This window comes from Nocardioides silvaticus, assembly GCF_003160695.1.
GTDB lineage: Bacteria > Actinomycetota > Actinomycetes > Propionibacteriales > Nocardioidaceae > Nocardioides > Nocardioides silvaticus.
On the sequence record NZ_QGDD01000007.1, the window covers coordinates 140,481 to 165,520 of the forward strand.

A 25,040-nucleotide genomic window follows, 5' to 3' on the forward strand; every position below is an offset into this window, starting at 1 on the left:
CGATGAGTACCCAACTGCTGCTCACCGCTGCCGCGGACGTCGAGCACCACATCCCCGTGGTCGCACCGGCCGAGGCCGACGGCGCCTTCTCGTTGCTGTGGCTGATCATCGCGCTGCCGCTGCTCGGTGCCGCGATCCTGCTGCTCGGTGGCAAGTACACCGACAAGTGGGGCCACTACCTCGGCACTGCCCTGCCGATCGGCTCGTTCGTCATCAGCCTGGTCTGCTTCATCAACGTGCTCGGTCGCGACGAGGGCGACCGGCAGGTCGCGCAGCACCTCTACGACTGGTTCGAGGTCGGCGGCCTCGACGTCGGGATGGACCTGCTCTACGACCCGCTGTCGGCGATGTTCCTGCTGCTGATCACCGGCGTCGGCTCGCTGATCCACGTCTACTCGATCGGCTACATGGCGCACGACCCGCGCCGACGCCGGTTCTTCGGCTACCTCAACCTGTTCGTCGCCGCGATGCTGATGCTGGTGCTCTCGGAGAACTACGTGGGCCTCTTCCTCGGCTGGGAGGGCGTGGGCCTCGCGTCGTACCTCCTCATCGGGTTCTGGCAGCACAAGCCGTCCGCCGCGGCCGCCGCCAAGAAGGCGTTCGTCATCAACCGGGTCGGCGACATGGGCCTGGGCCTGGCGATCTTCCTGATGTTCGTCACGTTCGGCACGACCAGCTTCAGCGGCGTCAGCGCGCTGAGCGCCGGCGCGTCCGAGACGACGCTCAACTGGATCGGCGTGCTGCTGCTCGTCGGCGCCTGCGGCAAGTCGGCCCAGGTGCCGCTGCAGGCCTGGCTGCTCGACGCGATGGAGGGCCCGACCCCCGTGTCGGCGCTCATCCACGCGGCCACCATGGTCACCGCCGGCGTCTACCTGATCACCCGCTCGAACTTCATCTTCGAGCTGGCGCCGACCGCGCAGACCGCGGTCGTGGTGGTCGCGACGGTGACGCTGCTGTGGGGCGCGATCCTCGGTTGCGCCAAGGACGACATCAAGAAGGGCCTGGCCGGCTCCACGATGAGCCAGATCGGCTACATGATGCTCGGCGCCGGGCTCGGCGTGGCCGGTTACGCCTTCGCGATCTTCCACCTGCTGACCCACGGCTTCTTCAAGGCCAACATGTTCCTGGGTGCCGGCTCGGTCATGCACGCGATGGACGACGACGTGAACATGCGTCACTACGGCGGCCTGCAGAAGCTGCTCCCGGTCACCTTCCTGACCTTCGCGATGGGCTACCTCGCGATCATCGGGTTCCCCGGGTTCTCGGGCTTCTTCTCCAAGGACAAGATCATCGAGGTCGCGCTGACCGAGAACCTGCTCGTCGGGATCCTCGCGACGATCGGCGCGGGCATCACCGGCTTCTACATGACCCGGATGATGCTGCTGACCTTCTTCACCAAGAAGCGGTGGGAGGACGGCGTCCACCCGCACGAGTCGCCCGCCGTGATGACGGTGCCGCTCATCGTGCTGGCTGCGCTCTCCGTGCTCGGTGGCATCATGCTGGCCGGCAACTGGATCGTCGACTTCCTGAGCCCGGTCGTCGGGCACGTCGAGCACGAGGACCCGCCGCTGCCGGCGATCGTGATCACGATCATCGTGGTCCTGGTGGTCGCCCTCGGTGCCGGCCTCGCGTTCCTGCTCTTCCAGAAGCGCGACGTGCCGCGTGAGGCCCCGGCCGACGTGTCGTTCGCGGTGAAGGCGGCGCGCGCCGACCTCTACGGCGACGCGATCAACGACGTGATCGTCGTCCGCCCCGGCAGCGAGCTGGTCACCGCGCTCGTCGAGACCGACCGCAAGGTCGTCGACGGCACCTTCATGGGTGGTTCGGGCATCGTCCGCGGCATCGGCCACGGCCTGCGCCACGTGCAGACCGGCTACGTGCGCTCCTACGCCCTGTCCGTCCTCGGAGGCGCCTTGATCCTCGTCCTGACCCTGGTGGCGGTGAACCTCTGATGCTGAGTGTCCTGATCTGGCTCCCGCTCGTGGGAGCGCTTGCTGTCGCGGTCGCGCCGCGCGCGCTGAGCAAGACGCTGGGCATGGGCGTCGCCCTGGTGACGCTGGTCCTCGGCGTGGTCGTCGCGGTCCGCTACGAGGTCGACGGCGGCATGCAGCTGACCGAGACCCACACCTGGATCGAGGCGTTCGGGGTCCACTACGCGCTCGGCGTCGACGGTCTCGGCCTGCTGCTCGTGCTGCTCACGGTCGCGCTGGTGCCGCTGGTGCTGGCCGCCGAGTGGTTCACCGCCGACGACGCGAAGGGCGCCGGCGCGCGGTCGTTCGTGGCGTGGACGCTCGCGCTCGAGGCGCTCTCGCTGGCGGTGTTCTGCGCGACCGACGTGTTCCTCTTCTACGTGGTCTTCGAGGCCACGCTGGTCCCGGCGTACTTCCTCGTCGGCGGCTTCGGCCGCGACGGACGCAGCGCGGCGGCCACGAAGTTCCTGATGTTCCAGCTCGCGGGCGGGTTGATCCTGCTGGCCTCGGTCATCGGGCTGTACGTCGTCTCCGCCGAGCAGGGCGACCCGTCGTACCTGCTCTCGGACCTGATGGCGCTCGACATCGGGACCGACGCCGGCCGCTGGCTGTTCTTCGGGTTCTTCATCGCGTTCGCCATCAAGGCGCCGCTGTTCCCGCTGCACACCTGGCTGGCCGACACCACCGAGAAGGCCACGCCCGGCACGTCGGTGCTGCTCGTGTGCGTGCTCGACAAGATCGGCACGTTCGGGATGCTGCGGTTCTGCCTCGGGATCTTCCCGGAGGCGTCGGAGTGGGCGACGCCACTGGTGATCACGCTGGCGCTGATCTCCATCGTGTACGGCGCGCTCATCGCGATCGGCCAGGACGACATGCTGCGGCTGATCGGCCTCACCTCGCTCAGCCACTTCGGTTTCATCACGCTCGGCATCTTCGCGCTGAGCAGCCAGGGCAGCACGGGCGCGATTCTCTACATGGTCAACCACGGCATCGGCACCGCCGCGCTGTTCCTCGCGGCCGGCTACATCTACCACCGCCGCGGCACGATGAGCATCCGCGAGCTGCGCGGGCTGGAGAAGGCGACGCCGGTGCTGGCCGGGGTGTTCCTTGTCGCCGGCCTCGCCACGCTCGGCCTCCCGGGCCTCAGCCCGTTCGTGTCCGAGTTCCTGGTGCTGGTCTCGGCGTTCGACTACGCCTGGTGGGTCGGCGCGATCGCCGTCACCGCGGTGGTCCTGGCCGCGATCTACGTCCTGTGGATGTACGAGCGCACTATGACCGGTCCGACCGCCGTCGAGGTCGAGAAGGACGCCAAGGACCTCGGTCCGCGCGAGGTCGGGGCGGTCGCGCCGCTGCTGGTGGCGCTGGTGCTGTTCGGGTTCTACCCGGCACCGCTGCTCGACGTCGCCAACCCGTTCACCGACGAGCTGCTGGCCCACGTCGGCGTCGAGGACGACGCCCCCGACGTACCAGCCGACGTCCCCCACGCCGAGACGGAGGGTGACCACTGATGCCTGACTTCGGCAAGCCCACGATCGAGTACGTCGAGCTGATCCCGCTGTTCGTCGTCTTCGGCGCTGCGTGTCTCGGAGTGCTCGTCGAGGCGTTCCTCCCGCGCGAGACCCGCCGGGTCCCGCAGGTGCTGGTGACCCTCGTCGGCCTCGCGGGCGCGCTCGGCGCGACCATCTACGTCGCCACCGACGTCGACAAGCACGCCGACGGCGCCGCCCGCGGCCTGGTCGGCGCCGAGGGCAGCATCATCGTCGACGGCCCGACCCTGTACCTCTGGGGCCTGGTGCTCGTCTTCGGCATCCTCGGCACGGCGCTGTTCGCCGAGCGTCGGCTCGAGGGTGGGCTCTCCGCGTTCGCCGGCCAGGCGGCGGCGCTGCCGGGCACCGAGGCGGAGCGGATCGCCGCGACCAAGGGTCTCGACCACACCGAGGTCTACCCGCTGCTGCTGTTCTCGATCGGCGGCATGCTGCTGTTCCCGGCGTCCGGCGACCTGCTGACGATGTTCGTCGCGCTCGAGGTGCTCTCGCTCCCGCTCTACCTGCTCTGCGGGCTGGCCCGACGCCGGCGCCTGCTCAGCCAGGAGGCGGCGATGAAGTACTTCCTCCTCGGCGCCTTCTCCTCCGGCTTCTTCCTGTACGGCGCCGCGCTGGTCTACGGCTACGCGGGCTCGGTGTCGCTCTCCGACATCGACCAGGCCGTCCGCGAGGGCACCGCCGACCACACCCTGCTGCTCGTCGGCATCGCGCTGCTCGCGGTCGGTCTGCTGTTCAAGGTCGGCGCCGCGCCGTTCCAGGCCTGGACCCCCGACGTCTACCAGGGCGCGCCCACCGCGGTCACCGCGTTCATGTCGGCCGCCACCAAGGTCGCGGCGTTCGGCGCGCTGCTCCGCCTCTTCTACGTCGCGTTCGACGCCGAGCGGTGGAGCTGGCAGCCGATGCTCGCGGTGGTCGCGATCGTGACCATGCTGCTCGGTGCGGTCCTCGCGGTCGCGCAGACCGACGTGAAGCGGATGCTCGCCTACTCCGCGATCGCGCACACCGGCTTCCTGCTGACCGGCGTGATCGGTGCGCAGGGCTCGGGCGAGCTCGGTGACAACCAGTACACCTCGCTCGAGGGCGTGCTGTTCTACCTCACCACCTACGGTTTCGCCTCCGTCGGCGCCTTCGCGCTGCTGACCGTGGTCCGTGACGCCGGCGGCGAGGCCACCGGCGGGTCCTCGTGGTCCGGGCTCGGCAAGCGGTCGCCGCTCGTGGCGGGAGCGTTCGCGTTCTTCATGCTCTCGATGGCGGGCATCCCGCTGACGTCGGGCTTCGTCGGCAAGTGGGCGGTCTTCACCTCGGCGATGTCCGCGGGCTTCTGGTGGGTGGTGCTCCCGGCGATCACCGCGAGCATCATCGCGGTGTTCTTCTACATCCGGCAGATCCGGCTGATGTTCTTCAGCGAGCCCGACCCGGACGGCGCGGCCGCCGTCACCGAGCCCTCGCTGCTGACGACCGGGACCGTCGCGATCTGTCTCGCGGCGACGCTCGTCCTCGGCATCGTGCCGGGCCCGGTGCTCGATCTCGTGGTGGGTGCGGGAGAATTCATCAGGTGACCCCAGCTGAGCTCGCCCTCCCGATCGCAGACGTTGCCCTCGCGGCTCGGCTGCGGGAGCGGATGACCAAGGTCGAGGCGGCGCTGTTCGAGCACGCCAGCAGCCGCGCGCCGTACGTCACCGAAGCGGCGCGCCACCTGCTCGCCGCGGGCGGCAAGCGGTTCCGCCCGCTCCTGGTGCTGCTCGCGGCCGAGGCCGGCGAGCGTCCTGACGCCGAGGAGGTCCGCACCGCGGCCTGCGTCGTCGAGATCACCCACGTCGGGTCGCTCTACCACGACGACGTGATGGACGAGGCCGCGCTGCGTCGCGGCGCCGACTCCGCCAACTCCCGCTACGACAACCTGGTCGCGATCCTCACCGGCGACTGGCTGTTCGCGAAGTCCTCCGAGCTCACCGCGCAGCTCGGTCCCGAGGCGGTGCGGATCCAGGCCGAGACGTTCACCCGGCTGGTCGAGGGGCAGATCCTCGAGACCGTCGAGCCCGGTCCCGACGACGACCCGCTGCAGCACCACCTCGAGGTGGTCGCCGGCAAGACGGGCTCGCTGATCGCGACGTCCGCCCGCTACGGCGCTCTCTTCAGCGGTGCGAAGCCGGAGGTCGTCGCGGCGCTGACGGAGTACGGCGAGCTCGTCGGCACCGCCTTCCAGCTCTCCGACGACATCCTCGACATCGCCTCGGACTCCGAGGAGTCCGGCAAGACTCCCGGCACCGACCTCCGCGAGGGCGTGCCGACCCTGCCGGTGCTGATGGCCCGCGCCTCGACGGATCCGGCCGACGCCCGGCTGCTCGAGCTGCTCGACCCGGCGCGCTCCGACCTCACCGACGACGAGCTCCACGCCGAGGCCCTCGACCTGCTCCGCAAGCACCCCGCGATGGACGAGGCCCGCGCCTACGTCGTCGCCCGTGCCCAGGAGGCGAAGGCCCTGCTCACCGCCCTCCCCGAGGGCTCGGTCCGCAGCGCCCTCGAGGCCTTCGCCGACGTCGTCGCCGTCCGCACCGCCTGACCCCCTCACCGACCCGGCACAAACTCACGCCGAAAACGCGCCGACCCGGCGCAAACTCACGCCGGAAGCGCGCCGACCCGGCGCAAACTCACGCCGGATACGCGCCGACCCGGCGCAAACTCACATCCGGGCGTGCGAGTTTGCGACGGGTCGACGGGTTCTGAGTGCGAGTTCGCGACGGGTCGGCGGGGTCTGAGTGCGAGTTTGAGCCGGGTCGCGCTAGACGGCAGCGGCCTCGGTGACGAGCGCGATCTGCTGGCGGCGGCGCTCGCGGATGGCGTCCCACGTGAAGACGGAGAGGGCCAGCCAGACCAGGGCGAAGCCGATCCAGCGGCCGGGAGGCATGTGCTCGCCGAGGACGGTGACGCCGAGGGCGAACTGAAGGATCGGGGCGAGGTACTGCAGCAGCCCGAGCGAGGTCATCGTCATCCGGGTGGCGGCACCACCGAAGAGCAGCAGCGGGACGGCGGTGACGATGCCGGACAGCATCAGCAGCAGCACGTGGCCCACGCCCTCGCTGGCGAAGTGCGCGTCGCCGGAGGAGCCGAGCCAGATCAGGAACACGAGTGCGAACGGCGCGACCAGGCTGGTCTCGACCGCGAGGCTCTCGATCGCGCCGACGCTGGCGGTCTTCTTCGCCAGGCCGTAGGTGCCGAACGAGAACGCCAGGACGAGCGCCACCCACGGCGGCCGTCCGTAGTCCCAGGTGAGCACTGCGACCGCGACGAAGCCGATGGCGAGCGCCGACCACTGCACGGCCCGCAGTCGCTCGCCGAGGACGAGGACGCCCATCAGCACCGTCACCAGCGGGTTGATGAAATAGCCGAGCGAGGTCTCGACGACGCGCTCGGAGTTCACGCCGTAGATGTAGGTGCCCCAGTTGGCGGTGATCGTGGCCGCGGCGAGCAACAGCAGCAGCGTCGTACGACGGTCGCGGAGCAGGTCGCGGAGGGCGGCGCGACGCCGCAGCGCCAGCACCAGCACGGCCATGACCAGCGCCGACCACAGGATCCGGTGGGCGAGGATCTCGACCGGCCCGCTGGGCTTCAGGAGCGGGAAGTAAAGGGGGAAGACGCCCCACAGGCCGTAGGCCCCGACGCCGAACAACAGCCCGCGCCGCGACTCCGTCACGTCACAAGCGTACGACCGCGACGGTCATGACACCACCGGTTATAGGGTGACCCCCATGCGCCGCATCCTCCTCGCGCTCGTCGTCCTGGTCGGTCCGGTTCTCGTGGGTCTCCCCTCCGCTCCCGCTGCGGCCGCCCACCACCCGACGACGTCGGCCGCACTGGCCGCAGCGCCGGGCGGGGAGCTCCCGCCGCACGACGTCCGCTGGGCATCCCGCGGCAAGACCGGCGACAAGTTCTGGACCCGCGGGCGGGTGGTCACGTGGAAGAACCGCGCGGTGACGCTGCAGTCGGCGCGCAACCGCACCAGCCGCTGGACCGCGGTGAAGACCGGTCGCACCTCGGCCCGCGGCGTCTGGCGCATCACCTTCCGCGGTGAGGTCGGCCGCCACTACCGGGTGCTCATCCCCGCGGCCGGCTGGGCGAAGGCAACGAAGATCTACGTCGGCAAGATCGTCGACAACCCGAGCTGATCCGGGCCGACCCGGTCCGGACTGGCTGGGTCAGCCGACGTTCCAGGTGTCGCCGGCGTTGAGCAGCTTGGTGAGCCGGTCGTCGTCGCTGCCGCCGGCAGCGGCCGCGGTCCGGGCGTCGGCGACCTGTGCGCGGGCGAGGTCGTCGTAGGTCGGCCGCTCGACCTGGCGGAAGATGCCGATCGGGGACCGGTTGAGGTAGCCCGCGTCGGTGAGCCGCGAGATCGCGAACGCCGTGGACGGGTCGGGGTTGTGGGCGTCGTGCACGAGCAGCTGCTCCGCCGGCACCGCCGCCGTCTCGACCACCTCGACACCACCGCCCGCGCCCCGTGCCAGGCCCTTGTCGCCCCGGCCGTCCTCGCCGCGGGTGCCGAAGGTGATCGGCTCGCCGTGGACGAGCGGGATGATCGCGTGCTCCTTGGTGTCGTTGTCCTTGATCGCGTCGAACGCACCGTCGTTGAAGATCGGGCAGTTCTGGTAGATCTCGACGAACGAGGTGCCCCGGTGCGCGGCCGCGGCCTCGAGCACGGCGGTGAGGTGCTTGCGATCGCTGTCGATGGTGCGCGCGACGAACGAGCCCTCGGCGCCGAGCGCCAGCGAGACCGGGTTGAACGGGTGGTCGAGCGACCCCACCGGCGTCGACTTGGTGATCTTCCCGACCTCGGAGGTGGGGGAGTACTGACCCTTGGTGAGCCCGTAGATCCGGTTGTTGAACAGCAGGATCGTCATGTTGACGTTGCGGCGCAGCGCGTGGATGAGGTGGTTGCCGCCGATCGACAGCGCGTCGCCGTCACCGGTGACGACCCACACCGACAGGTCCTCGCGGGCGGTCGCGATGCCGGTCGCGATCGACGGCGCCCGGCCGTGGATCGAGTGCATGCCGTAGGTGTCGAGGTAGTAGGGGAACCGCGAGGAGCAGCCGATGCCGGAGACGAACACGATGTTCTCGCGGCGCAGGCCCAGGCCGGGGAGGAAGGACTGCACGGCCTTGAGCACGGCGTAGTCGCCGCAGCCCGGGCACCAGCGGACCTCCTGGTCGGAGGAGAACTCCTTGGCGGTCTGCGCGCCGTCCGCTGAGTCGTGCCGCGGGATCAGCTCCGTGCCGGAGCGGAAGGACGGGGTACCGAGGTCTGTGGTGGTCGAGCTCATGACAGGGGTGCCTCTTCGTGGTCGGCAGGCGGGTTCAGTCCGTGTTCGCCCAGGTCGACGTCGATGCCCTCGGCCTGGCCGACGAGCTGGCCGATGGCCTCGGCGAGCTCGGCCGCCTTGAGGGGCAGTCCGCGGACGTGGTTGTAGCCGATGGCGTCGACGAGGTACTCCGCGCGCAGCAGCTTGGAGAGCTGGCCCAGGTTCATCTCGGGCACGAGCACCTTGTCGTAGCGGCTCAGGATGTCGCCGAGGTCGGCGGGGAACGGGTTGAGGTGGCGCAGGTGGGTCTGCGCCACGTGGTAGCCGGCGCGGCGGACACGGCGGCACGCGGCACCGATGGGGCCGTACGTCGAGCCCCAGCCGATCACCAGCACGCGTGCCTCGCCCGAGGGGTCGTCGACCTCCAGCGGCGGCAGCGACTTGGCGATCGCCTCGACCTTGGCCTGCCGGGTCCGGACCATGAAGTCGTGGTTGGCCGGGTCGTAGGAGATGTTGCCGTGCCCGTCGCCCTTCTCCAGCCCGCCGATGCGGTGCTCGAGACCGGCGGTGCCGGGGACCGCCCACGGCCGCGCCAGGGTCTCCTCGTCACGCAGGTAGGGCCAGAACTCCTCGTTGCCCTCGCCGTCGGCGTGGTTCGGGCCGGTGGCGAACGCCGGGTCGATCTGCGGCAGGTCCTCCAGCGAGGGGATGCGCCAGGGCTCGGAGCCGTTGGCGAGGTAGCCGTCGGAGAGCAGCATCACCGGGGTGCGGTAGGTGATGGCGATCCGCGCGGCCTCGACCGCTGCGGAGAAGCAGTCGCCGGGTGACTGCGGCGCCACGATCGGCACCGGTGCCTCGCCGTTGCGGCCGTACATCGCCTGCAGCAGGTCGGCCTGCTCGGTCTTGGTCGGCAGCCCGGTGGACGGCCCGCCGCGCTGGACGTCGATGACCAGCAGCGGGAGCTCGGTCATCACCGCGAGCCCGATCGCCTCGGACTTCAGCGCGATGCCGGGCCCGGAGGTCGTCGTGACGCCGAGGGACCCCGCGAACGCGGCGCCGATCGCGGCGCCGATGCCGGCGATCTCGTCCTCGGCCTGCAGCGTGGTCACGCCGAACGACTTGTGCTTGCTCAGCTCGTGGAGGATGTCGGAGGCCGGGGTGATCGGGTAGGACCCGAGGAACACCGGCAGGCCGGAGCGGACCCCGGCGGCGATCAGGCCGTAGGACAGCGCCAGGTTGCCGGTGATGTTGCGGTAGGTGCCGGCCGGCAGCGTCGCGGGCTTGATCTCGTAGCGGACCACGAACGTCTCGGTGGTCTCACCGAAGTTCCACCCGGCCTTGAACGCCGCGAGGTTGGCGCCCAGGATGTCGGGGCTCTTCTTGAACTTGCCCTCGAGGAACTTCGTGGTCGGCTCGGTCGGCCGGCCGTACATCCACGACAGCAGCCCCAGCGCGAACATGTTCTTCGCCCGGGCGGCGTCCTTGCGCGACAGGCCGAACTCCTTGACCGCCTCGACCGTCATCCCGGTCAGGTCGACCGGGTGCACCTGGAACTCGCCCAGCGGGTCGTTCGCGTCCCCCAGCAGGTCGAGGGGGTTGACGTCGTACCCGGCCTTGTCGAGGTTGCGCTTGGTGAAGTCGTGGGTGTCGACGATGATCGCCGCGCCCTTGGGCAGGTCGCCGACGTTGGCCTTCAGCGCCGCCGGGTTCATCGCCACCAGCACGTCGGGGCGGTCGCCCGCGGTGAGGATGTCGTGGTCGGCGAAGTGGACCTGGAACGAGGAGACACCCGGCAGGGTGCCCTGAGGAGCGCGGATCTCGGCGGGGAAGTTCGGCAGGGTCACCAGGTCGTTGCCGAAGACGGCCGACTCCTGGGTGAACCGGTCACCGGTCAGCTGCATGCCGTCGCCGGAGTCGCCGGCGAACCGGATGATCACCCGGTCGAGCTGCTTGACCTGCTTGGTCTGACTCACTTGCTGACCACTTTCGCTGAGCACTCTGCTGATTCTAGAACGTGTTTCAGTTTTCCGCTGGACACGTGTCCGAGATCTCCGCGTACGACGGCGCACGGGCCGTGGCGCACACCCGTCCCAGGGTAGTCGGCCCGCACGCTGCACCCGATTCGTCGCCGACCTGTGGGAGCCCGGACGGGGTGACCTCTCTCACAGCCCCGCGGGCCGCGGAGCGCGCACGCGGTTGGTGGTCCGACACGCGGACTTGCGTACTGACTCGCTAAAGTCTAGTAATCTACCTGTCATTGGCATGAAGGCCGGGCCTACAGGGGCATCGGCAGGGACACGAAGTCAGGAAGTGACACATGAAGAAGACGATCAAGGCGACGGTCGCGGGGCTGACCGGGGTGCTGGCCTTGACCGCCTGCACCTCGGCCGGCGGAAGCGAGTCCAAGGACTCGCTGTCGGTCGTGGCGTTCTCGGTGATGGAGGCGGCGAACGAGCCGGTGTTCGAGGCGTTCCAGGACAGCGACGCAGGTGAGGACATCGAGTTCGCCGCGTCGTACGGCGCCTCGGGCGACCAGAGCCGTGCCGTGGTCGACGGGAAGGACGCGGACTACGTGCACTTCTCGCTCGAGACCGACGTGACCCGCCTCGTGGGCGAGGGCCTCGTGGCCGAGGACTGGAAGGAGGCGACGCCGACCAACGGCATCGCGACCTCCTCCGTCGTGGTCTTCGTGGTCCGCGAGGGCAACCCGCTCGGCGTCGACTCCTGGGACGACCTTGCCCAGGACGACATCGAGATCGTGACGCCGAACCCGGGCTCCTCGGGCGCGGCCCGCTGGAACATCCTGGCTGCCTGGGCGCACATCGTCGGCAACGGCGGCACCGAGGACGAGGCGAAGGAGTTCGTCTCGCAGCTGCTCGCCAACACACCCGCGCTGCCGGCCAGCGGTCGCGAGGCGACCTCGGCCTTCGTCGAGGGTGACCAGGACGTGCTGCTCTCCTACGAGAACGAGGCGATCCTCGCCAAGCAGAACGGCGAGGCCATCGACTACGTGGTGCCGACCGACACGCTGCTGATCGAGAACCCCGCCGCGGTGACCGTCGACGCCAAGGACGGCGCCGAGGACTTCCTCGAGTTCGTGACGTCCGCGGAGGCGCAGGAGATCTACGCCGGCTTCGGTTTCCGGCCGGTCGCCGGCGTCGACGGCGTCGAGCTGCCCGAGGTGGAGGGCGCCAACGACCCGGCCGACCCGTTCCCCGCCCCGGAGCAGCTGTTCACCATCGACGGTGACTTCGGCGGATGGGGTGAGGCAGCGGAGAAGTTCTTCGCCGACGGCGAGGACGGCGAGCCCCTGGGCATCATCCCGACCCTCATCGAAGAGTCCGGCGCGGACGCCCAGGAGTAGGACCCTCTGTGGCAACCGCAACCCTGGATGCGCCTGATGTAGCGGGCCGCCCGACGCCGCCACCGCGGCGTCGGGCGGGCGCCCGCACCACACTGACAGCCGGGTCCTCCCTGGGGCTCGGCATCGCGGTGACCTGGTTCAGCCTCCTCGTGCTGATCCCGCTCACCGCCATCGTCGCGACGTCGGCCGAACGCGGCTGGTCCGGCTACGTCGACACGATCACCAACGACCAGACCATGGCCGCGATCCAGCTGACCGTCGGCCAGGCCGCCCTGGTCACCGGGGTCAACATCGTGATGGGCACGCTCATCGCCTGGGTGCTGGTCCGCGACCGGTTCTTCGGCAAGCGGATCCTGGACGTCGTCATCGACATCCCGTTCGCGTTGCCGACGATCGTGGCCGGCCTGGTGCTGCTCGGCCTCTACGGCAACAACAGCCCGATCGGGCTCGACTGGGCCTACACCGACCGTGCAGTCATGCTCGCGCTCGCGTTCGTCACCCTCCCCTTCATCGTCCGGACGGTGCAGCCGGTGCTGGAGGAGCTCGACCACGACGTCGAGGAGGCTGCGGCCTCGCTGGGCGCGAGCAGGTTGACGATCTTCCGGCGGATCATCCTGCCCAGCCTGGTGCCGGCGATCACCGCAGGGGCGGCGCTGTCGTTCGCCCGGGCCATCGCGGAGTACGGCTCGCTGGTGCTGCTCAGCGGCAACAAGCCGTTCAGCACGGAGGTGGTCTCGGTCCGGGTGCTGTCGTTCATCGAGAACGGGAGCACTGCCTCCGCGGCCGCGGTCGCCAGCCTGATGCTGGCGGTGGCACTCGTGGTGATCGTCGTGCTCGACGTGATCCAGAGGCGGGTGTCGCGCCGTGGTTGAGGTCTCCACCCCCGTCAAGTGGCTGCTTCGGCTGCTGGCGATCGGCTACGTGTTCCTCCTGGTCGCGTGGCCGGTGAGCACGATCGTCCAGGACGCTTTCGCCGACGGCGTCGGTGCGTTCTTCGAGATCTTCCAGGACGAGCAGGTGGTGAACGCGCTGGCGCTGACCGCCCAGGTCGCGCTGCAGGCCGTGGCCATCAACCTGGTCTTCGGCGTCGGGATCTCGCTGCTGCTGGTGCGGTACGAGTTCCCGGGCAAACGGGTGCTGTCCGCCTTGATCGACCTGCCGATGTCCGTGTCGCCGGTGGTGGTCGGCCTGTCGTTGCTGCTCGTCTACAACGGTCGCGACGGGTGGTTCGGCAAGACCCTCGAGGAGTGGGGTGTCCAGATCATCTTCAGCGGCACCGGCATGATCATGGCGACTTGCTTCGTCGCCCTGCCGCTGGTGATCCGCGAGGTCGTCCCCGTCCTGACCGAGATCGGCGACGACCAGGAGCAGGCTGCGCGCAGCCTCGGCGCCAACGCCCGCCAGACGTTCCTGAGGATCACCCTGCCCAGCATCAAGTGGGCGGTCGTCTACGGCGTCGTCCTCAGCCTCGCCCGCAGCCTCGGCGAGTTCGGTGCGGTCAAGGTCGTCTCCGGCAACGTCGCCAACCAGACCCAGACGGCGACTCTCGTCGTGGAGAAGCAGTACCAGAGCTTCGACCAGACCGGCGCCTACGGCGTCTCGTTCGTGCTCGCGTTCGTGAGCGTGGTCTGCATCGTCGTCGTCTCCCTCCTCCGACCCAAGGAGCACAAGAAGTGAGCATCGAAGTAACCAACGTGACCAAGAAGTACGGCGACTTCCACGCCCTCGACGACGTCAGCGTCTCGCTGCCGACCGGACAGCTCACCGCGCTGCTCGGCCCGTCGGGTGGTGGGAAGTCGACCCTGTTGCGGATCATCGCCGGCCTCGACACCGCTGACAGCGGCACCGTGGCGATCGAGGGCACCAACGCCACGAAGCTGCCGCCGCAGAAGCGGAACGTCGGGTTCGTGTTCCAGCACTACGCCGTGTTCAAGCACATGACCGTGGCGAAGAACGTGGCGTTCGGACTGGAGATCCGCAAGACGCCGAAGGCGGAGGTCAAGCGCCGGGTCGGCGAGCTCCTCGAGCTCGTCCATCTCTCGCAGTTCGCCGACCGGCTGCCCTCGCAGCTCTCGGGCGGCCAGCGGCAACGGATGGCGCTGGCGCGGGCGCTCGCGGTCGAGCCGACCGTCCTGCTGCTCGACGAGCCGTTCGGAGCCCTCGACGCGAAGGTCCGCAAGGAGCTGCGGGAGTGGCTGCGCCGCCTCCACGACGAGGTGCACGTGACAACGGTGTTCGTCACGCACGACCAGGAGGAGGCGATGGAGGTCGCCGACGAGATCGTGGTCATCAACCAGGGCCGCGTGGAGCAGGTCGGCAGCCCCGACGAGCTCTACGACGAGCCGGCCAACGACTTCGTCATGGGCTTCCTCGGCGAGGTCACCCGGCTCGGGCCGGTCCGGCTGCGGCCGCACGACGTCGACGTGAGCGTCGAGCCCGGCCGCGCTGGATCGTTCCCGGGGCGGATCACCCGGCTGCTGCGCGTCGGCTTCGAGGTGCGGCTCCAGGTCGAGCTCGACCCGGAGGTCGCGTCCGGCGCCGAGCCGGTGTCCGTGGTGCTTCCGCGCAGCCACGCCCGCGGCCTCGACCTCGAGCTGGGCTCGAGGGTCTGGCTCACCGCTGCTGTCGGCGCCGTCACGGTGCCGGCCATGGTCGCCGTCTGACCGGCATTCGGTGGTCGAGTAGTCCGAGCCTCTAGGCGAGGACGTATCGAGACCCGGCGCTCAAGCGGTCAGCGACTCTGCTCGCCGCTTGAGCGCTTCGGCATGCCGGCGGAAGCCCTCGGCTACCCGTCCGGGACCCGCGAGCTTCACCAGCGGCCCGGAGAACTCCTCGACGGTGTCGTAGAGAGTGGGCCCGTCCGCCAGCTGGGTCAGCCGCTGGTGCCGGGTGCCGCGCACCAGCCCGAGCCGGGCCGGCAGACCGGCGTACGCGTAGGTCAGGCAGGCGGTCGCCGTGCCGTCGGAGTCGGTCCGCGGCTCGTCGATCCCGGTGATCACCTCGGGCGAGCGCGTGCCCTTGCCGTTGGCCCACTTCACGTGGAGCACGATCGGGTTGCCGACCGCGGGCGGCTGCACAGTCTCGGCCCGTACGACGAACGGGTTCCACTCGCCGTAGGCCTCGGTGTCGAGCATGACCCGCCAGACGACCTCGAGCGGGGCGTCGATCTCCGCGTGTGCGGTGGGGTTCTCGGCCACGAGGGTCAGCGGTAGTTGGTGAACTGGACGGCGAAGTCGTAGTCCTGCGCCTTGACGAGTGCCTGGACCGCCTGGAGGTCGTCGCGCTTCTTCGAGGAGATCCGCAGCTCGTCACCCTGGATCTGCGCCTTGACACCCTTGGGCCCCTCGTCGCGGATGAGCTTGCTGATCTTCTTCGCGTTCTCCGAGCTGATGCCCTCCTTGAGGGCGATCCCGATCTTGGACTGCTGTCCGGACGGGCGCGGCTCGCCCGCCTCGAGGATCTTCAAGGACTGCCCACGCTTGATCAGCTTCTGCTGGAAGACGTCCAGCACCGCCGAGGCGCGGTCGTCGGCGGAGGCGGTGATCTCGATCGCGTCGTCACCCTTCCACTCGATAGTGGCGCCGGTGCCCTTGAAGTCGAACCGGGTCGCCACCTCCCGCGCCGTCTGGCCGAGCGCGTTGTCGACCTCCTGACGGTCGATCTTGCTGACGATGTCGAACGAGGAGTCGGCCATGAGTTGATCTCCGCTGGTTTCTTGGACGGACACGTGCTGCGCTATTGTTTCGCGTCGTTGCCGACCGGCCAACCGGGGCCCACCAGGACCCTGCAGAACCGGTCTCGACACACCCTGGCAGGTTGCCCGAGCGGCCAAAGGGAGCTGACTGTAAATCAGCCGGCATTGCCTACAGTGGTTCGAATCCACTACCTGCCACGGCAACGTGACCGCCCCTGGCCTGTGCGAACAGGACAGGGGCGGTTCGACGTCCCGGCTCCCGTGAGCTCATGAGGCTGGCACGGCCGGCCGAAGGATGAAGCAGCCCCGCGGCTTCTCTCCAAACCAGCGGGGCCTCGCCAGAAGACGTAGGCGCCTACGAGATCTTGCGTACCCAGGACGCTACGCCGCTGCGAGCAACAACGAGACCACATCGGCGCAACGGCCTCGCCACGATCGCGGCGCGCGTCGCGCCGTCGCGCGACGAGGTGCCGACTGCAACGACGATGCGCCGCAGGCCCACCGGCGTGGCGGCTCGTCACAGGCTGAGGACGAACCCCAGCACGAATCCCGCGGCACTGGCCAAGGCAATCGTGGGTCCGCCCTCACCGAACGCCTCTGGCGCCAGGGTGTCGACGACCGACGCCAGGACGGCTCCTCCCGCGAAGGCCAGCGGGTAGGACAGGGCTTGGTCGCTCGCGTTCACGAAGAGGTACTTCCCTGCGAAGACGGCTGCGGCGAGCAGGACGGCCGCAGCGGTCCAGAGCAGGATGGTGAAGCGTCGACTGCGACCGCGATCGATCATGGCGCGCGCTCCGCCGAGGGCCTCGGGGAAGTTGCTGGCGAAGACAGCGACCAGCAGAGCGACGCTCGCTGAGTCGTTGAGGGAGACGCCCAGGGCCGTGTTCTCCGGGATGCCGTCGAGCGTGACGCCCGCGAGGAGCGCGAGTCCGGCCGCGTTGCCGGCCGTCCGCTGGTCCAGGTAGGTGTCAGCAGCGACGAAGACGGCGGCACCCGCCAGGAAGGACAGGGCAGAGCGCCCAGCACCGCCCGACTCGTAGGCGGGCTCGAAGAGCTCGAAGGAGGCGGAGATGATCAGCGCTCCGGCCGCGAACGCCAGGGCTGCGGCGACCACCCGCTTGGGCGGTGTCCAGCGGACGCCGACGAGCGCACCCGCGACGAGGGGAAGGGATGCTCCCGCGGAGTAGAGCGCGGTCGTCAACACGGCGCGATGGGTACCCGGAGACGGACTCCCCATCCGGCGGGGCATAGCGACTGCACTCCCGGGTAGCGGGCTCGAGTACGCCGTTCCCGACCAGGAGGCCACTCCGTCATGGCAAGCCACGTTCCCGACGCCCGAACGACCGAGGACGCCGAGCTCTCCGGCATCATCCTCGTCGTGCTCATCGTGGCGGTGAACGCCCTCCTGGTGTGGCTGTGCATGTGATCACCCCGGCATTGATGTGTAGAAAGCGACCGCCTCGGGTATCCCCTCTGTAGCCATCACGGTCGCCCGGACGACCGGATCGGCCAGGCCCCGGCAGTCCAGCCACCCGCTGTCGAGGCCGCGAGAGCAACGGAACCTCCCCCGCGGATCGCTGCGGGGGAGGTTCGTTGTCTCCGGGGCGCCCCGCGTCCCTGGCGGTCGCGGCCGTCGATCTCTAGGGTCGGTCCACGGCAGGTCTGTGAAGACCCCGAACGGGCACTGTGCGGGTGCACCCGACCCTGTCCGCAGACCGGGCGCCCCCCACGAATCCACCAGGAGGACAGATGACTGAGACACCCCTTGGCGACGACGACATGACCACCGAGCCGACCGCGAGCTCCGGCCCGGGCGTCGGCGGCGACGCCGACGGCACCGACGGCGACGCGACCGACACCACCGACGGTGACACCACCGACGGCGACGGCACCGACGGCGACGCCAGCGACAGTGACGGCACCGACGGCGACGCCAGCGACGGCGACGCCAGCGACGGTGACGCCACGGACACGACGGACGGCGACGCCAGCGACAGCGACGGCACCGACGCCTGAGTGTCCGCGCTCACCCTTCTGACCGGTGACGCCCAGACCTTCCTCTCGAAGGTCTGGGCGTCGCGGGTCCACGTCCACCGGACCGATCCCGACGACACCGACGGTCTGGTGGGTCTGCTCACCCTCGACGACGCCGACCGGCTCCTGACGTCCTCGGCGATCCGTACGCCGGCGATCCGGCTGGCCAAGGACGGCTCGGTGCTGCCGGAGTCGTCGTACACCCGGGGCGCGACCGTCACCGGTCGCCCGCTGACCGGGCTCGTCGATGCCCGCAAGGCGCTCGCCCTGTTCGACGACGGCGCCACGATCGTCTTCCAGGGCGTGCACCGCTACTGGCAGCCGCTCACCGAGCTGGTTGCCGAGCTCGAGCTCGAGCTGGGCCACCCCTGCCAGGTCAACGCCTACCTGACGCCGCCCGGCGCGCAGGGGTTCGCGGTCCACTCCGACTCCCACGACGTGTTCGTGTTCCAGACCGCCGGTTCCAAGCAGTGGGAGGTCCATGGCGAGGACGGTCCCGAGGAGCTCGTGCTGGAGCCCGGTCTCTCCCTGTACCTCCCCACCGGCACCCCCCACGCGGCCCGCACCCAGGAGTCCGTGTCGTTGCACGTGACGCTCGGCATCAACCAGCTGACCTGGCGCGGCCTGCTCGAGCGCACGGTCGCGAAGGTCCTCGCCGATGTCCCCGACACCCACCTGCCCGCAGGCTTCCTGGACGACCCCGCCCTGCTCAGCGAGCCGCTGGCCGACCGGCTGGCCGCCCTCGCCGAGGACGTACGACGTCTCGACGCCGCTGCCGCCGCCGAGACCGAGGTCCGGCGTTTTCTCACCAGCCGGCCTTCCCGCCTGGCCGGCGGTCTGCACGACGTGCTGGCCCTGAAGCAGGGGATCGACGACGACGCCCGGCTGCGCCGCCGGCCCGGCCACCCCTGCGTGCTGCTCGACCGGGGCGGTCGGGTCGAGGTGCTGCTCGGTGACCGCTCGATGACCGTGCCCGCGTGGATCAGGCCCGCGCTCGAGGAGGTCCGCGCCCGCTCCACGTTCACCCCTGGCGACCTCGCCGAGCACCTCGACGCCGAGAGCAGGCTGGTGCTCTGCCGGCGTCTGCTCCGGGAGGGGCTGCTCGAGGCGGTGTCCTGACGGCGTGGAGACCAGCACCACCCGGTTCTCCTGTGCCGCCGCCAGCGCGCTCCGTGACGAGCCGCTCGCCGGCACTGCGACCCACGTCCGCACCTGGCTGCTGCTCGAGCACTCCGGACCGTGGGGCGCCGACGCCCTCCTCGACGCTCGCCTGCCCGAGGGCCTCGGCGCCGCGCTGAAGCAGCAGGCGAAGGCCTATCGGGCGAAGATCCTGCTGGTCCGCCGGGCGCGGGCCAAGCGCGACCCCGAGCGGCTCAACGTGTTCGCGGCGTTCGCCGACCACCGCCGGCCCCGGCTCGAGCACGGCACCGTCGCCGACCTGCGCGAGGTGCTCGACCTGGACCTGACGGCGTTCCGCGAGGGCGGCTCGACCGGCCTCTCGACGTACGACGGCCCGCTGTTCTGCGTCTGCACCAACGGCCGGCACGACGCCTGCTGCGCGGAGTTCGGCCGGCCGGTCGCGATGGCGCTCGACGACGCCTACCCCGAGTACGCCTGGGAGGTCTCCCACATCGGCGGCGACCGGTTCGCCGGCAACCTCGTCGTCCTGCCGGAGGGCCTGTACTACGGTCGGCTCGACCCGCAGCAGGGTGTCGCTCTCGCCGGCGCCCACCTCGCCGGCGACCTCGACCTCGACCACCTGCGCGGGCGGTCGGCGTACCCGATGGCGGTCCAGGCCGCCGAGCACCACCTCCGCAGGCAGCTGGGCGAGAGCCGGATCACCGCCGTGGTCCTCCAGCGGCGCACGGTCGAGGACGACGTCACCACCGCGACGTTCACCGCCGCCGGCGCGACGTACGACGTCCGCGTCCGCACCACGCGCGACCCTGCCACCGCGACCCGGCTCACCTGCAAGGCGCACCGGGACAACCCGGTCCCGCGCCACGAGCTGCTGGGGATCGACCCGGCCTGACCATCCGGCGATGAGTTCCGGCCGGCAGCGCGGTCTGCCCCGCATGGGCATCGTCAAAGCAGACCTGTCGGTCACCCTCGACGGCTACGCGGCGGGCGACAACCAGAGCCTGGAGCGCCCGTTCGGCGACGTCGACGAGCGGCCTCTGCACGCCTGGATGTTCGACCACGGCGCCGAGAACAGGGCGGAGGTCGACGCGATCGTCGGTGCGGCGGCCTACGTGATGGGCCGCAACATGTTCACGCCCGGACGCGGCGAGTGGGACATCGACTGGCGCGGGTGGTGGGGCGACGACCCGCCGTACCACGGCCCGGTCCACGTGCTCACCCACTACCCGCGGGAACCCGAGGTGATGGAGGGCGGCACCACTTTCCACTTCGTCACCGACGGACTGGAGTCCGCGCTCGAGCAGGCCCGGACCGCCGCCGGCGACGGTGACATCTCGATCGCCGGCGGCGCCACGACCATCAATGCCTGCCTGGCGATCGGCGCGATCGACGAGCTGCGGCTCCACGTCGTCCCCTACGTCTCCGGTCTCGCGACCGGCTCCCGCATCTTCGACGGCGTGCCGGCCCACGGGCTCGTGCCGGCAGGTGCGCGGCAGACGCCGCACGTCACCCACCTCACCTACCGCCGGGCCTGACGCCTTCTACGACCAGCGGCACCGGGTACCGCCCGAGGGACCGACCCACCCTCGATCCCAGGAGCCCCGGATGCCCTTCGGCCTCGCCCGCCCGTCCCGCATCGACCACTCGCTGCTGCTCGCGCGCGAGGGCTACCTGTTCACCGCGCAGCTGGCGGACGAGGAGCGACGCGAGCTCGCCGACACCGGGGCGCTCACGATCTCGCTGCTCGGCCGGCAGGCGCTGCTGGTGACCGGCGACGCGGGCGTCCGGCTGTTCTACGACGAGGGCAGGGTCCAGCGCCGCCGAGCGGTGCCGGCGCCGATCGGCCTGTCGCTCTTCGGGCCCGGCGCCGTGCACGCGCTCGACGACGACGCGCACCGGCACCGCAAGTCCATGTTCCGCGACGCGTTGACGCAGGCCGACGTCGAGCGGCTGCTCGAGGTCGCCGAGCGCCGGTGGCGCAGCGAGCTGGAGAGCTGGACCGAGGCCGGGAGCGGTGAGGTGTACGCCGCCGCCGTCGACGTCTTCGGCGCCAGCGTGATCGAGTGGGCGGGCATCCGGGAGCCGGAGGAGCAGGCCCGCGAGCACGCGCGGTGGCTGGCCCGGATCGTCGACGGGTTCGGCGTGCCCGGCCCCGCCTACGTGCGCGCCGCCGGCGCGCGGCGCCGCTGCGACCGGTGGGCGAGCGAGCTCGTCCGGGACGAACGGGCCCACCAGTCGGGAGATCCCGACAGCTGGCTGGCCAGGGTTGCCGCGTTCGTCGACCACGACGGCAACCCGCTCCCCGAGCGGGTGGCGGCCGTCGAGCTGCTCAACATCCTGCGCCCGACCGTCGCAGCGGCCTGGCTGGCCTCGTTCGCCACGATCGCGCTGGTGGAGCACCCCCACTGGCGGAACCGGATCCGCGAGGAGGCCGAGCAGGCGTCCGGCGGGGCGGGCAGAATCGCGACCGCGTTCGCGCACGAGGTACGGCGCTACTACCCCTTCGTTCCCGTCCTCGCCGCACGGGCCCGTCGCGACTTCCGGTTCGCAGGGCACGTCGTGCGCAAGGGGCAGCGGGTGCTCCTCGACGTCTACGGCACCAACCACGGGTCGGAGTGGGAGGACCCGTGGTCGTTCGAGCCGGCCCGCTTCCTCGAGGCCGACCCGTGCACGATCACGCACTACGTGCCCCAGGGCGGCGGGCCGGTCGACTCCGGCCACCGGTGCCCCGGCGAAGGCGTCTCCAACGGGCTGGTCGCACTCACGGTCAGCCTGCTGGCCTGCATCGACGGCCTCGACCTGACCCCGCAGGACCGGCACTTCTCGATGCGCCGGAGGCCGACCCGTCCGGCGTCGGGGACGCGGGTCAGCGTCGGCGGGTCACCGTCGGCCCGGGGCTGCCCGGTCGGATCTCAACCCGGCAGCTGACGCAGGCACTCTTCGAGCTGGTCGGCGGTCTTGTCGCCGAGCCGCTTGAGGCCGAGCGGCATCAGTGGCTCGACGAGCTTGGCTGCGCCGGTCGGCTCGAACTCGGCGCGGTAGGTGACCGTCGTACCTCCCTCGTCGCTGGAGAACGAGATCGTGTCGTGCAGCTTCATCGAGGAGTTCTCACCTTCGAGGCGCAGGGTGCGGTGCGGCACCACCTCGGCCACCGTGTACTTCGTCTCGACCTTGTTGCCGAGCATGCTCGTGACGTTGCGGTAGACGGTGCCGACGCCGCCGTCCCCCGTCACGCGCGTGGTGGACTCGGTCGGCGGGTCCCACTCCTCGGTGTTGGTGAAGTCGAGGAGGTAGTCCCACACCTGCGCGAGCGGGGTAGGCACGGAGATGGTGCGCTCGATGGTCTGCATGGGCGCTCGTTACCCGCACCTCGCCGGCTCACCCTGTGGCGGCGAACGCGACGACGTCACCCACCACGCTCACCCGCACCCGTTCGCCGGGAGCGGGCACCGAGGTCGCCGGGGTGCGCGCCGCGAGCTCCTCGCCGGAGTCGAGACGCACCCGCACGGTGGCGTCGTGGCCGTAGAAGCTGATGTCGACGACCGTGGCCGGCCGGCCCTCGCGGACGGCGTCGCGGATCTGCAGCTGTTCGGCGCGTACGGCGACCCGTACCGCTCCCGACGCGCACGGGGTGCGGAGCGGCAGCCTGCCGAGGGCGCAGGTGACGTCCTCGCCGTCGGTGACCCGCCCGTCGAGGAGCGAGGCGTGACCGAGGAAGGAGGCGACCTCCGGCTCGGTCGGCGTCAGGTAGACGGCGGCGGGGGAGGCCACCTGGAGGAACGATCCCCGCATCATCACCGCCACCTGGTCGGCCAGCGAGAGCGCCTCTCCCTGGTCGTGGGTCACGAGGAGGGCGGCGGCGCCGGCCGCGCGCAGTGCTCGGGCGACGGCCCGGCCGGTGTCCTCGCGCAGCGAGGCGTCGAGGGACGAGAACGGCTCGTCGAGCAGCACCAGCGTGGGCCGCGGTGCCAGCGCTCGTGCCAGCGCCACCCGCTGCTGCTGGCCGCCGGAGAGCTCGTGGGGGTAGCGGTGCGCGAGGCCGGTCGGCAGCTCGACGAGCTCGAGCATCGCGGTCACCCGGTCCGGGCCGTTGCCGCGCCGCTCGGCGCCGCTCAGCCCGAAGCCGATGTTGGCGGCGACGTCGAGGTGCGGGAAGAGGGCGCCGTCCTGCGGCACGTAGCCGAGCCGACGCTGGCGCGCCGGCACGGACCGGCGGCCCCGCACGACCTCGGTGCCGGCGACCGAGATCCGGCCGGCGGTCGGCGAGACGAACCCGGCCACCGAGCGGAGCAGCGTGGTCTTGCCGCACCCCGACGGCCCGAGGATCGCCGTGATGCCGTCCTTGACGACGAGGTCGAGCCCGCGGAGCACCGGCGCGCCGCCGTACCCGGCCTCCAGGCCCTCGATCTCGAGCGCGGCGGTCACCTGGTCGTCCTGAGGCTCAGGCTGCCGAGGATCCAGGTCGACGGGACCGAGAGCACGATCAGCGCCAGTGCGTAGGGCGCCGCGGCGCCGTACTGGATGGAGGAGGCGTCGGACCAGAACTGGGTGGCGAGGGTGTTGGTGCCGAGCGGCGCCAGCAGCAGGGTCGCGGTGAGCTCGGTGGCGACGGCCAGCGACACCAGCGCGGTCGCAGCGGCGAGACCCGGCAGCACCAGCGGCAGCGTGACCCGGCGGGCGACCGCCGGCCCGCTGCAGCCGAGGTTGCGGGCGACCTCCTCGAGCCCGGGCGGCACCAGCTCGAACGTCGACCGCACGCTGACCACCGCCCGCGGCAGGAAGAGGATCGTGTAGCCGAGGAGGAGCACGAGCACAGTCTGGTACAGCGTCGGCACCACCCGGATCGAGACGGTCACCAGCGCCAGCGCGATCACGATGCCGGGCATCGCGCTGGCGGTGTAGACGCTGCGCTCGATCGCGGTCGTGAGCAGGCCGCGGTGCCGGACGGCCAGCCAGACGACGGGTACGGCGACCGCGGTGGCGGTCAGACCGCCGAGGAGGGCCAGCCACAGCGTGGTGCCGGCGGTGGCGGCCAGCTCTCCGACGTCGAGGGACGCCGACGTGCCGCGCACCAGCCAGCGGGTGAGCGCGTAGAGCGGCACCGCGAGCGCCCAGAGGGCGACCGCGGTCAGCGCGGCGAGGACCAGCGGGCGGTAGCGGCCGAGCGCGACGCGCACCGGGACGCCGCTGCTCCCGGAGCCGACCCGCGCCCGGCGCCGGCGGCCGCGCACGAGGAGCTCCAGCCCCAGCAGCAGCAGGCAGAACGTGACGAGCACGAGCGCGAGCAGCGTGGCTTCCGGGCCGTTGAAGACGGTCGCGTACTGCTGGAGGATCGCGGTGGTCAGCGTGGGGTAGTTGAGCAGCTGGAGCGCGCCGTACTCCGCCAGCAGGTGGAGTCCCACCAGCAGGGCGCCACCGAGCACGGCCGGGCTGATCGCCGGCAGGGTCACCCGGGTGAAGACGCTCCACCCGCTGCGGCCCAGCGACGTCGCCACCTCCTCGACCGCAGGGTCGAGCCGGCGCAGCGCCGCGACCGTGGGCAGGTAGACGAGCGGGTAGTAGGACAGCGTCACGACCATGACCGCGCCCGGGAACGACTGCACGGCGTGCGTGGTGGAGACCCAGCCGTAGCCGTTGACGAACGCGGGTACGGCGAGCGGCGCGCAGAGCACGGCGTGCCACCAGCCGCGGGCCGGGACGTCGGTGCGCTCGACGACCCAGGCGCCGGCGACGCCCAGGACGGTGCTCGCCACGACACCCGCGACCAGCAGCCGCACGGTGTTCCAGAGCAGCTCACCGATGCGGGGACGCCACAGGAAGTCAACGGCCTCTTGGCGGCCGAGCTCGGCGGTCGTCGTGACGACGTACCCGAGGGGCACGAGCGCCAGCACCGCGACAGCCAGGCCGACGAGGAGCAGCAACGGCGAGGCGCCGCCGGCCACCGAGGTCCGTCGGTGGTGGCGGCGCCCCGTCTCGCGCTCCGGGGCCGGCGGTGCGGCG

Annotated in this window: 23 protein-coding genes and 1 tRNA gene; 15 read left to right on the forward strand and 9 right to left on the reverse strand. The window is 70.8% G+C overall.

Annotated features, from left to right (window positions below; translation table 11 throughout):
- Window positions 1-2: 2 nt before the first annotated feature.
- From nuoL to DJ010_RS15675, 4 genes are read left to right on the forward strand one after another with little or no spacing between them, the layout of a single operon-like run.
- Window positions 3-1,952, forward strand: a complete 1,950-nt coding sequence (gene nuoL / locus DJ010_RS15660) for an NADH-quinone oxidoreductase subunit L (protein WP_109695417.1) — start codon at window positions 3-5, stop codon at window positions 1,950-1,952.
- The gene (locus DJ010_RS15665) at window positions 1,952-3,478 is read left to right on the forward strand and encodes an NADH-quinone oxidoreductase subunit M (RefSeq protein ID WP_109695419.1); all 1,527 of its coding nucleotides are present in this window, start codon (window positions 1,952-1,954) and stop codon (window positions 3,476-3,478) included. Before nuoL ends, DJ010_RS15665 begins: the two co-directional genes overlap by 1 nt.
- On the forward strand, window positions 3,478-5,073 hold the full coding sequence (gene nuoN / locus DJ010_RS15670; RefSeq protein ID WP_109695421.1) for an NADH-quinone oxidoreductase subunit NuoN: 1,596 nt from the start codon (window positions 3,478-3,480) through the stop codon (window positions 5,071-5,073). Before DJ010_RS15665 ends, nuoN begins: the two co-directional genes overlap by 1 nt.
- Window positions 5,070-6,077 carry a polyprenyl synthetase family protein gene (locus tag DJ010_RS15675; protein WP_109695423.1) on the forward strand — a complete coding sequence of 336 codons (1,008 nt, stop codon included), beginning with the start codon at window positions 5,070-5,072 and terminating at the stop codon, window positions 6,075-6,077. Before nuoN ends, DJ010_RS15675 begins: the two co-directional genes overlap by 4 nt.
- A gap of 219 nt (window positions 6,078-6,296) precedes the next feature.
- On the opposite strand, the gene rarD is transcribed toward DJ010_RS15675, so the two are convergent.
- Window positions 6,297-7,208 carry an EamA family transporter RarD gene (rarD, locus tag DJ010_RS15680; protein ID WP_211318822.1) on the reverse strand — a complete coding sequence of 304 codons (912 nt, stop codon included), beginning with the start codon at window positions 7,206-7,208 and terminating at the stop codon, window positions 6,297-6,299.
- 55 nt (window positions 7,209-7,263) lie between these two features.
- On the opposite strand from rarD, the gene DJ010_RS15685 reads away from it, so the two are divergent.
- A complete protein-coding gene (locus DJ010_RS15685; RefSeq protein ID WP_109695425.1) occupies window positions 7,264-7,680 on the forward strand; it encodes a hypothetical protein in 417 nt (138 codons plus the stop codon).
- A gap of 30 nt (window positions 7,681-7,710) precedes the next feature.
- On the opposite strand, the gene DJ010_RS15690 is transcribed toward DJ010_RS15685, so the two are convergent.
- Window positions 7,711-8,829: a 2-oxoacid:ferredoxin oxidoreductase subunit beta gene (locus DJ010_RS15690; protein WP_109695426.1), complete on the reverse strand. Its 1,119-nt coding sequence runs from the start codon at window positions 8,827-8,829 to the stop codon at window positions 7,711-7,713.
- Window positions 8,826-10,814 (reverse strand): 2-oxoacid:acceptor oxidoreductase subunit alpha, encoded by a 1,989-nt coding sequence (locus DJ010_RS15695; protein WP_439331697.1) that lies wholly within the window; start codon window positions 10,812-10,814, stop codon window positions 8,826-8,828. The genes DJ010_RS15690 and DJ010_RS15695 overlap by 4 nt, the downstream gene beginning before the upstream one ends.
- Window positions 10,815-11,125: 311 nt before the next feature.
- Here DJ010_RS15695 and DJ010_RS15700 point away from each other — a divergent pair, with 311 nt between their 5' ends.
- The 4 genes from DJ010_RS15700 to DJ010_RS15715 are packed head-to-tail and all read left to right on the forward strand — an operon-like array spanning window position 11,126 to window position 14,835.
- Entirely contained in the window at window positions 11,126-12,172 is a 1,047-nt protein-coding gene (locus DJ010_RS15700; RefSeq protein WP_109695430.1) for a sulfate ABC transporter substrate-binding protein, read from the forward strand.
- A gap of 8 nt (window positions 12,173-12,180) precedes the next feature.
- On the forward strand, window positions 12,181-13,044 hold the full coding sequence (gene cysT, locus DJ010_RS15705) for a sulfate ABC transporter permease subunit CysT (RefSeq protein WP_109695433.1): 864 nt from the start codon (window positions 12,181-12,183) through the stop codon (window positions 13,042-13,044).
- On the forward strand, window positions 13,037-13,849 hold the full coding sequence (locus DJ010_RS15710; protein WP_109695435.1) for a sulfate ABC transporter permease: 813 nt from the start codon (window positions 13,037-13,039) through the stop codon (window positions 13,847-13,849). The genes cysT and DJ010_RS15710 overlap by 8 nt, the downstream gene beginning before the upstream one ends.
- A complete protein-coding gene (locus DJ010_RS15715) occupies window positions 13,846-14,835 on the forward strand; it encodes a sulfate/molybdate ABC transporter ATP-binding protein (protein WP_109695437.1) in 990 nt (329 codons plus the stop codon). Before DJ010_RS15710 ends, DJ010_RS15715 begins: the two co-directional genes overlap by 4 nt.
- Before the next feature lie 60 nt (window positions 14,836-14,895).
- On the opposite strand, the gene DJ010_RS15720 is transcribed toward DJ010_RS15715, so the two are convergent.
- Entirely contained in the window at window positions 14,896-15,369 is a 474-nt protein-coding gene (locus DJ010_RS15720; protein WP_158283029.1) for an SRPBCC domain-containing protein, read from the reverse strand.
- Between the two features lie 5 nt (window positions 15,370-15,374).
- Window positions 15,375-15,866, reverse strand: coding sequence for a YajQ family cyclic di-GMP-binding protein (locus tag DJ010_RS15725; protein ID WP_109695441.1), 492 nt, complete (start codon window positions 15,864-15,866; stop codon window positions 15,375-15,377).
- A 116-nt stretch (window positions 15,867-15,982) separates the two neighbouring features.
- Here DJ010_RS15725 and DJ010_RS15730 point away from each other — a divergent pair.
- A tRNA-Tyr gene (locus tag DJ010_RS15730) sits at window positions 15,983-16,064 on the forward strand.
- A gap of 319 nt (window positions 16,065-16,383) precedes the next feature.
- On the opposite strand, the gene DJ010_RS15735 is transcribed toward DJ010_RS15730, so the two are convergent.
- A complete protein-coding gene (locus DJ010_RS15735; RefSeq protein ID WP_109695443.1) occupies window positions 16,384-17,070 on the reverse strand; it encodes a ZIP family metal transporter in 687 nt (228 codons plus the stop codon).
- Between the two features lie 545 nt (window positions 17,071-17,615).
- On the opposite strand from DJ010_RS15735, the gene DJ010_RS15740 reads away from it, so the two are divergent.
- The 5 genes from DJ010_RS15740 (at window position 17,616) to DJ010_RS15760 (ending at window position 21,968) form a co-directional block, all read left to right on the forward strand.
- Window positions 17,616-17,882: a hypothetical protein gene (locus DJ010_RS15740; protein WP_146207369.1), complete on the forward strand. Its 267-nt coding sequence runs from the start codon at window positions 17,616-17,618 to the stop codon at window positions 17,880-17,882.
- Window positions 17,883-19,019 carry a cupin domain-containing protein gene (locus DJ010_RS15745; RefSeq protein ID WP_109695447.1) on the forward strand — a complete coding sequence of 379 codons (1,137 nt, stop codon included), beginning with the start codon at window positions 17,883-17,885 and terminating at the stop codon, window positions 19,017-19,019. It abuts the gene before it with no gap.
- A 4-nt stretch (window positions 19,020-19,023) separates the two neighbouring features.
- On the forward strand, window positions 19,024-19,932 hold the full coding sequence (locus DJ010_RS15750; protein WP_158283030.1) for a ferredoxin family protein: 909 nt from the start codon (window positions 19,024-19,026) through the stop codon (window positions 19,930-19,932).
- 10 nt (window positions 19,933-19,942) lie between these two features.
- Entirely contained in the window at window positions 19,943-20,575 is a 633-nt protein-coding gene (locus DJ010_RS15755) for a dihydrofolate reductase family protein (RefSeq protein ID WP_211318824.1), read from the forward strand.
- 70 nt (window positions 20,576-20,645) lie between these two features.
- The gene (locus tag DJ010_RS15760) at window positions 20,646-21,968 is read left to right on the forward strand and encodes a cytochrome P450 (RefSeq protein WP_109695452.1); all 1,323 of its coding nucleotides are present in this window, start codon (window positions 20,646-20,648) and stop codon (window positions 21,966-21,968) included.
- Here DJ010_RS15760 and DJ010_RS15765 read toward each other — a convergent pair.
- From DJ010_RS15765 to DJ010_RS15775, 3 genes are read right to left on the reverse strand one after another with little or no spacing between them, the layout of a single operon-like run.
- On the reverse strand, window positions 21,953-22,390 hold the full coding sequence (locus DJ010_RS15765; protein WP_109695454.1) for an SRPBCC family protein: 438 nt from the start codon (window positions 22,388-22,390) through the stop codon (window positions 21,953-21,955). The genes DJ010_RS15760 and DJ010_RS15765 overlap by 16 nt on opposite strands.
- A gap of 28 nt (window positions 22,391-22,418) precedes the next feature.
- Window positions 22,419-23,465, reverse strand: coding sequence for an ABC transporter ATP-binding protein (locus DJ010_RS15770; protein WP_109695456.1), 1,047 nt, complete (start codon window positions 23,463-23,465; stop codon window positions 22,419-22,421).
- Window positions 23,462-24,982 (reverse strand): ABC transporter permease, encoded by a 1,521-nt coding sequence (locus DJ010_RS15775; RefSeq protein WP_211318825.1) that lies wholly within the window; start codon window positions 24,980-24,982, stop codon window positions 23,462-23,464. The genes DJ010_RS15770 and DJ010_RS15775 overlap by 4 nt, the downstream gene beginning before the upstream one ends.
- Window positions 24,983-25,040: the final 58 nt, after the last annotated feature.

Excerpts from the sequence above, each read along its gene's own strand:
- DJ010_RS15665 (WP_109695419.1), top strand. The coding sequence starts at position 1,952 with ATGCTGAGTGTCCTGATCTGGCTCCCGCTCGTGGGAGCGCTTGCTGTC.
- nuoL (WP_109695417.1), top strand. The coding sequence starts at position 3 with ATGAGTACCCAACTGCTGCTCACCGCTGCCGCGGACGTCGAGCACCAC.
- DJ010_RS15755 (WP_211318824.1), top strand. The coding sequence starts at position 19,943 with ATGAGTTCCGGCCGGCAGCGCGGTCTGCCCCGCATGGGCATCGTCAAA.
- nuoN (WP_109695421.1), top strand. The coding sequence starts at position 3,478 with ATGCCTGACTTCGGCAAGCCCACGATCGAGTACGTCGAGCTGATCCCG.
- DJ010_RS15760 (WP_109695452.1), top strand. The coding sequence starts at position 20,646 with ATGCCCTTCGGCCTCGCCCGCCCGTCCCGCATCGACCACTCGCTGCTG.
- DJ010_RS15690 (WP_109695426.1), bottom strand. The coding sequence starts at position 8,829 with ATGAGCTCGACCACCACAGACCTCGGTACCCCGTCCTTCCGCTCCGGC.
- DJ010_RS15740 (WP_146207369.1), top strand. The coding sequence starts at position 17,616 with ATGACTGAGACACCCCTTGGCGACGACGACATGACCACCGAGCCGACC.
- DJ010_RS15685 (WP_109695425.1), top strand. The coding sequence starts at position 7,264 with ATGCGCCGCATCCTCCTCGCGCTCGTCGTCCTGGTCGGTCCGGTTCTC.
- DJ010_RS15725 (WP_109695441.1), bottom strand. The coding sequence starts at position 15,866 with ATGGCCGACTCCTCGTTCGACATCGTCAGCAAGATCGACCGTCAGGAG.
- DJ010_RS15765 (WP_109695454.1), bottom strand. The coding sequence starts at position 22,390 with ATGCAGACCATCGAGCGCACCATCTCCGTGCCTACCCCGCTCGCGCAG.
- DJ010_RS15700 (WP_109695430.1), top strand. The coding sequence starts at position 11,126 with ATGAAGAAGACGATCAAGGCGACGGTCGCGGGGCTGACCGGGGTGCTG.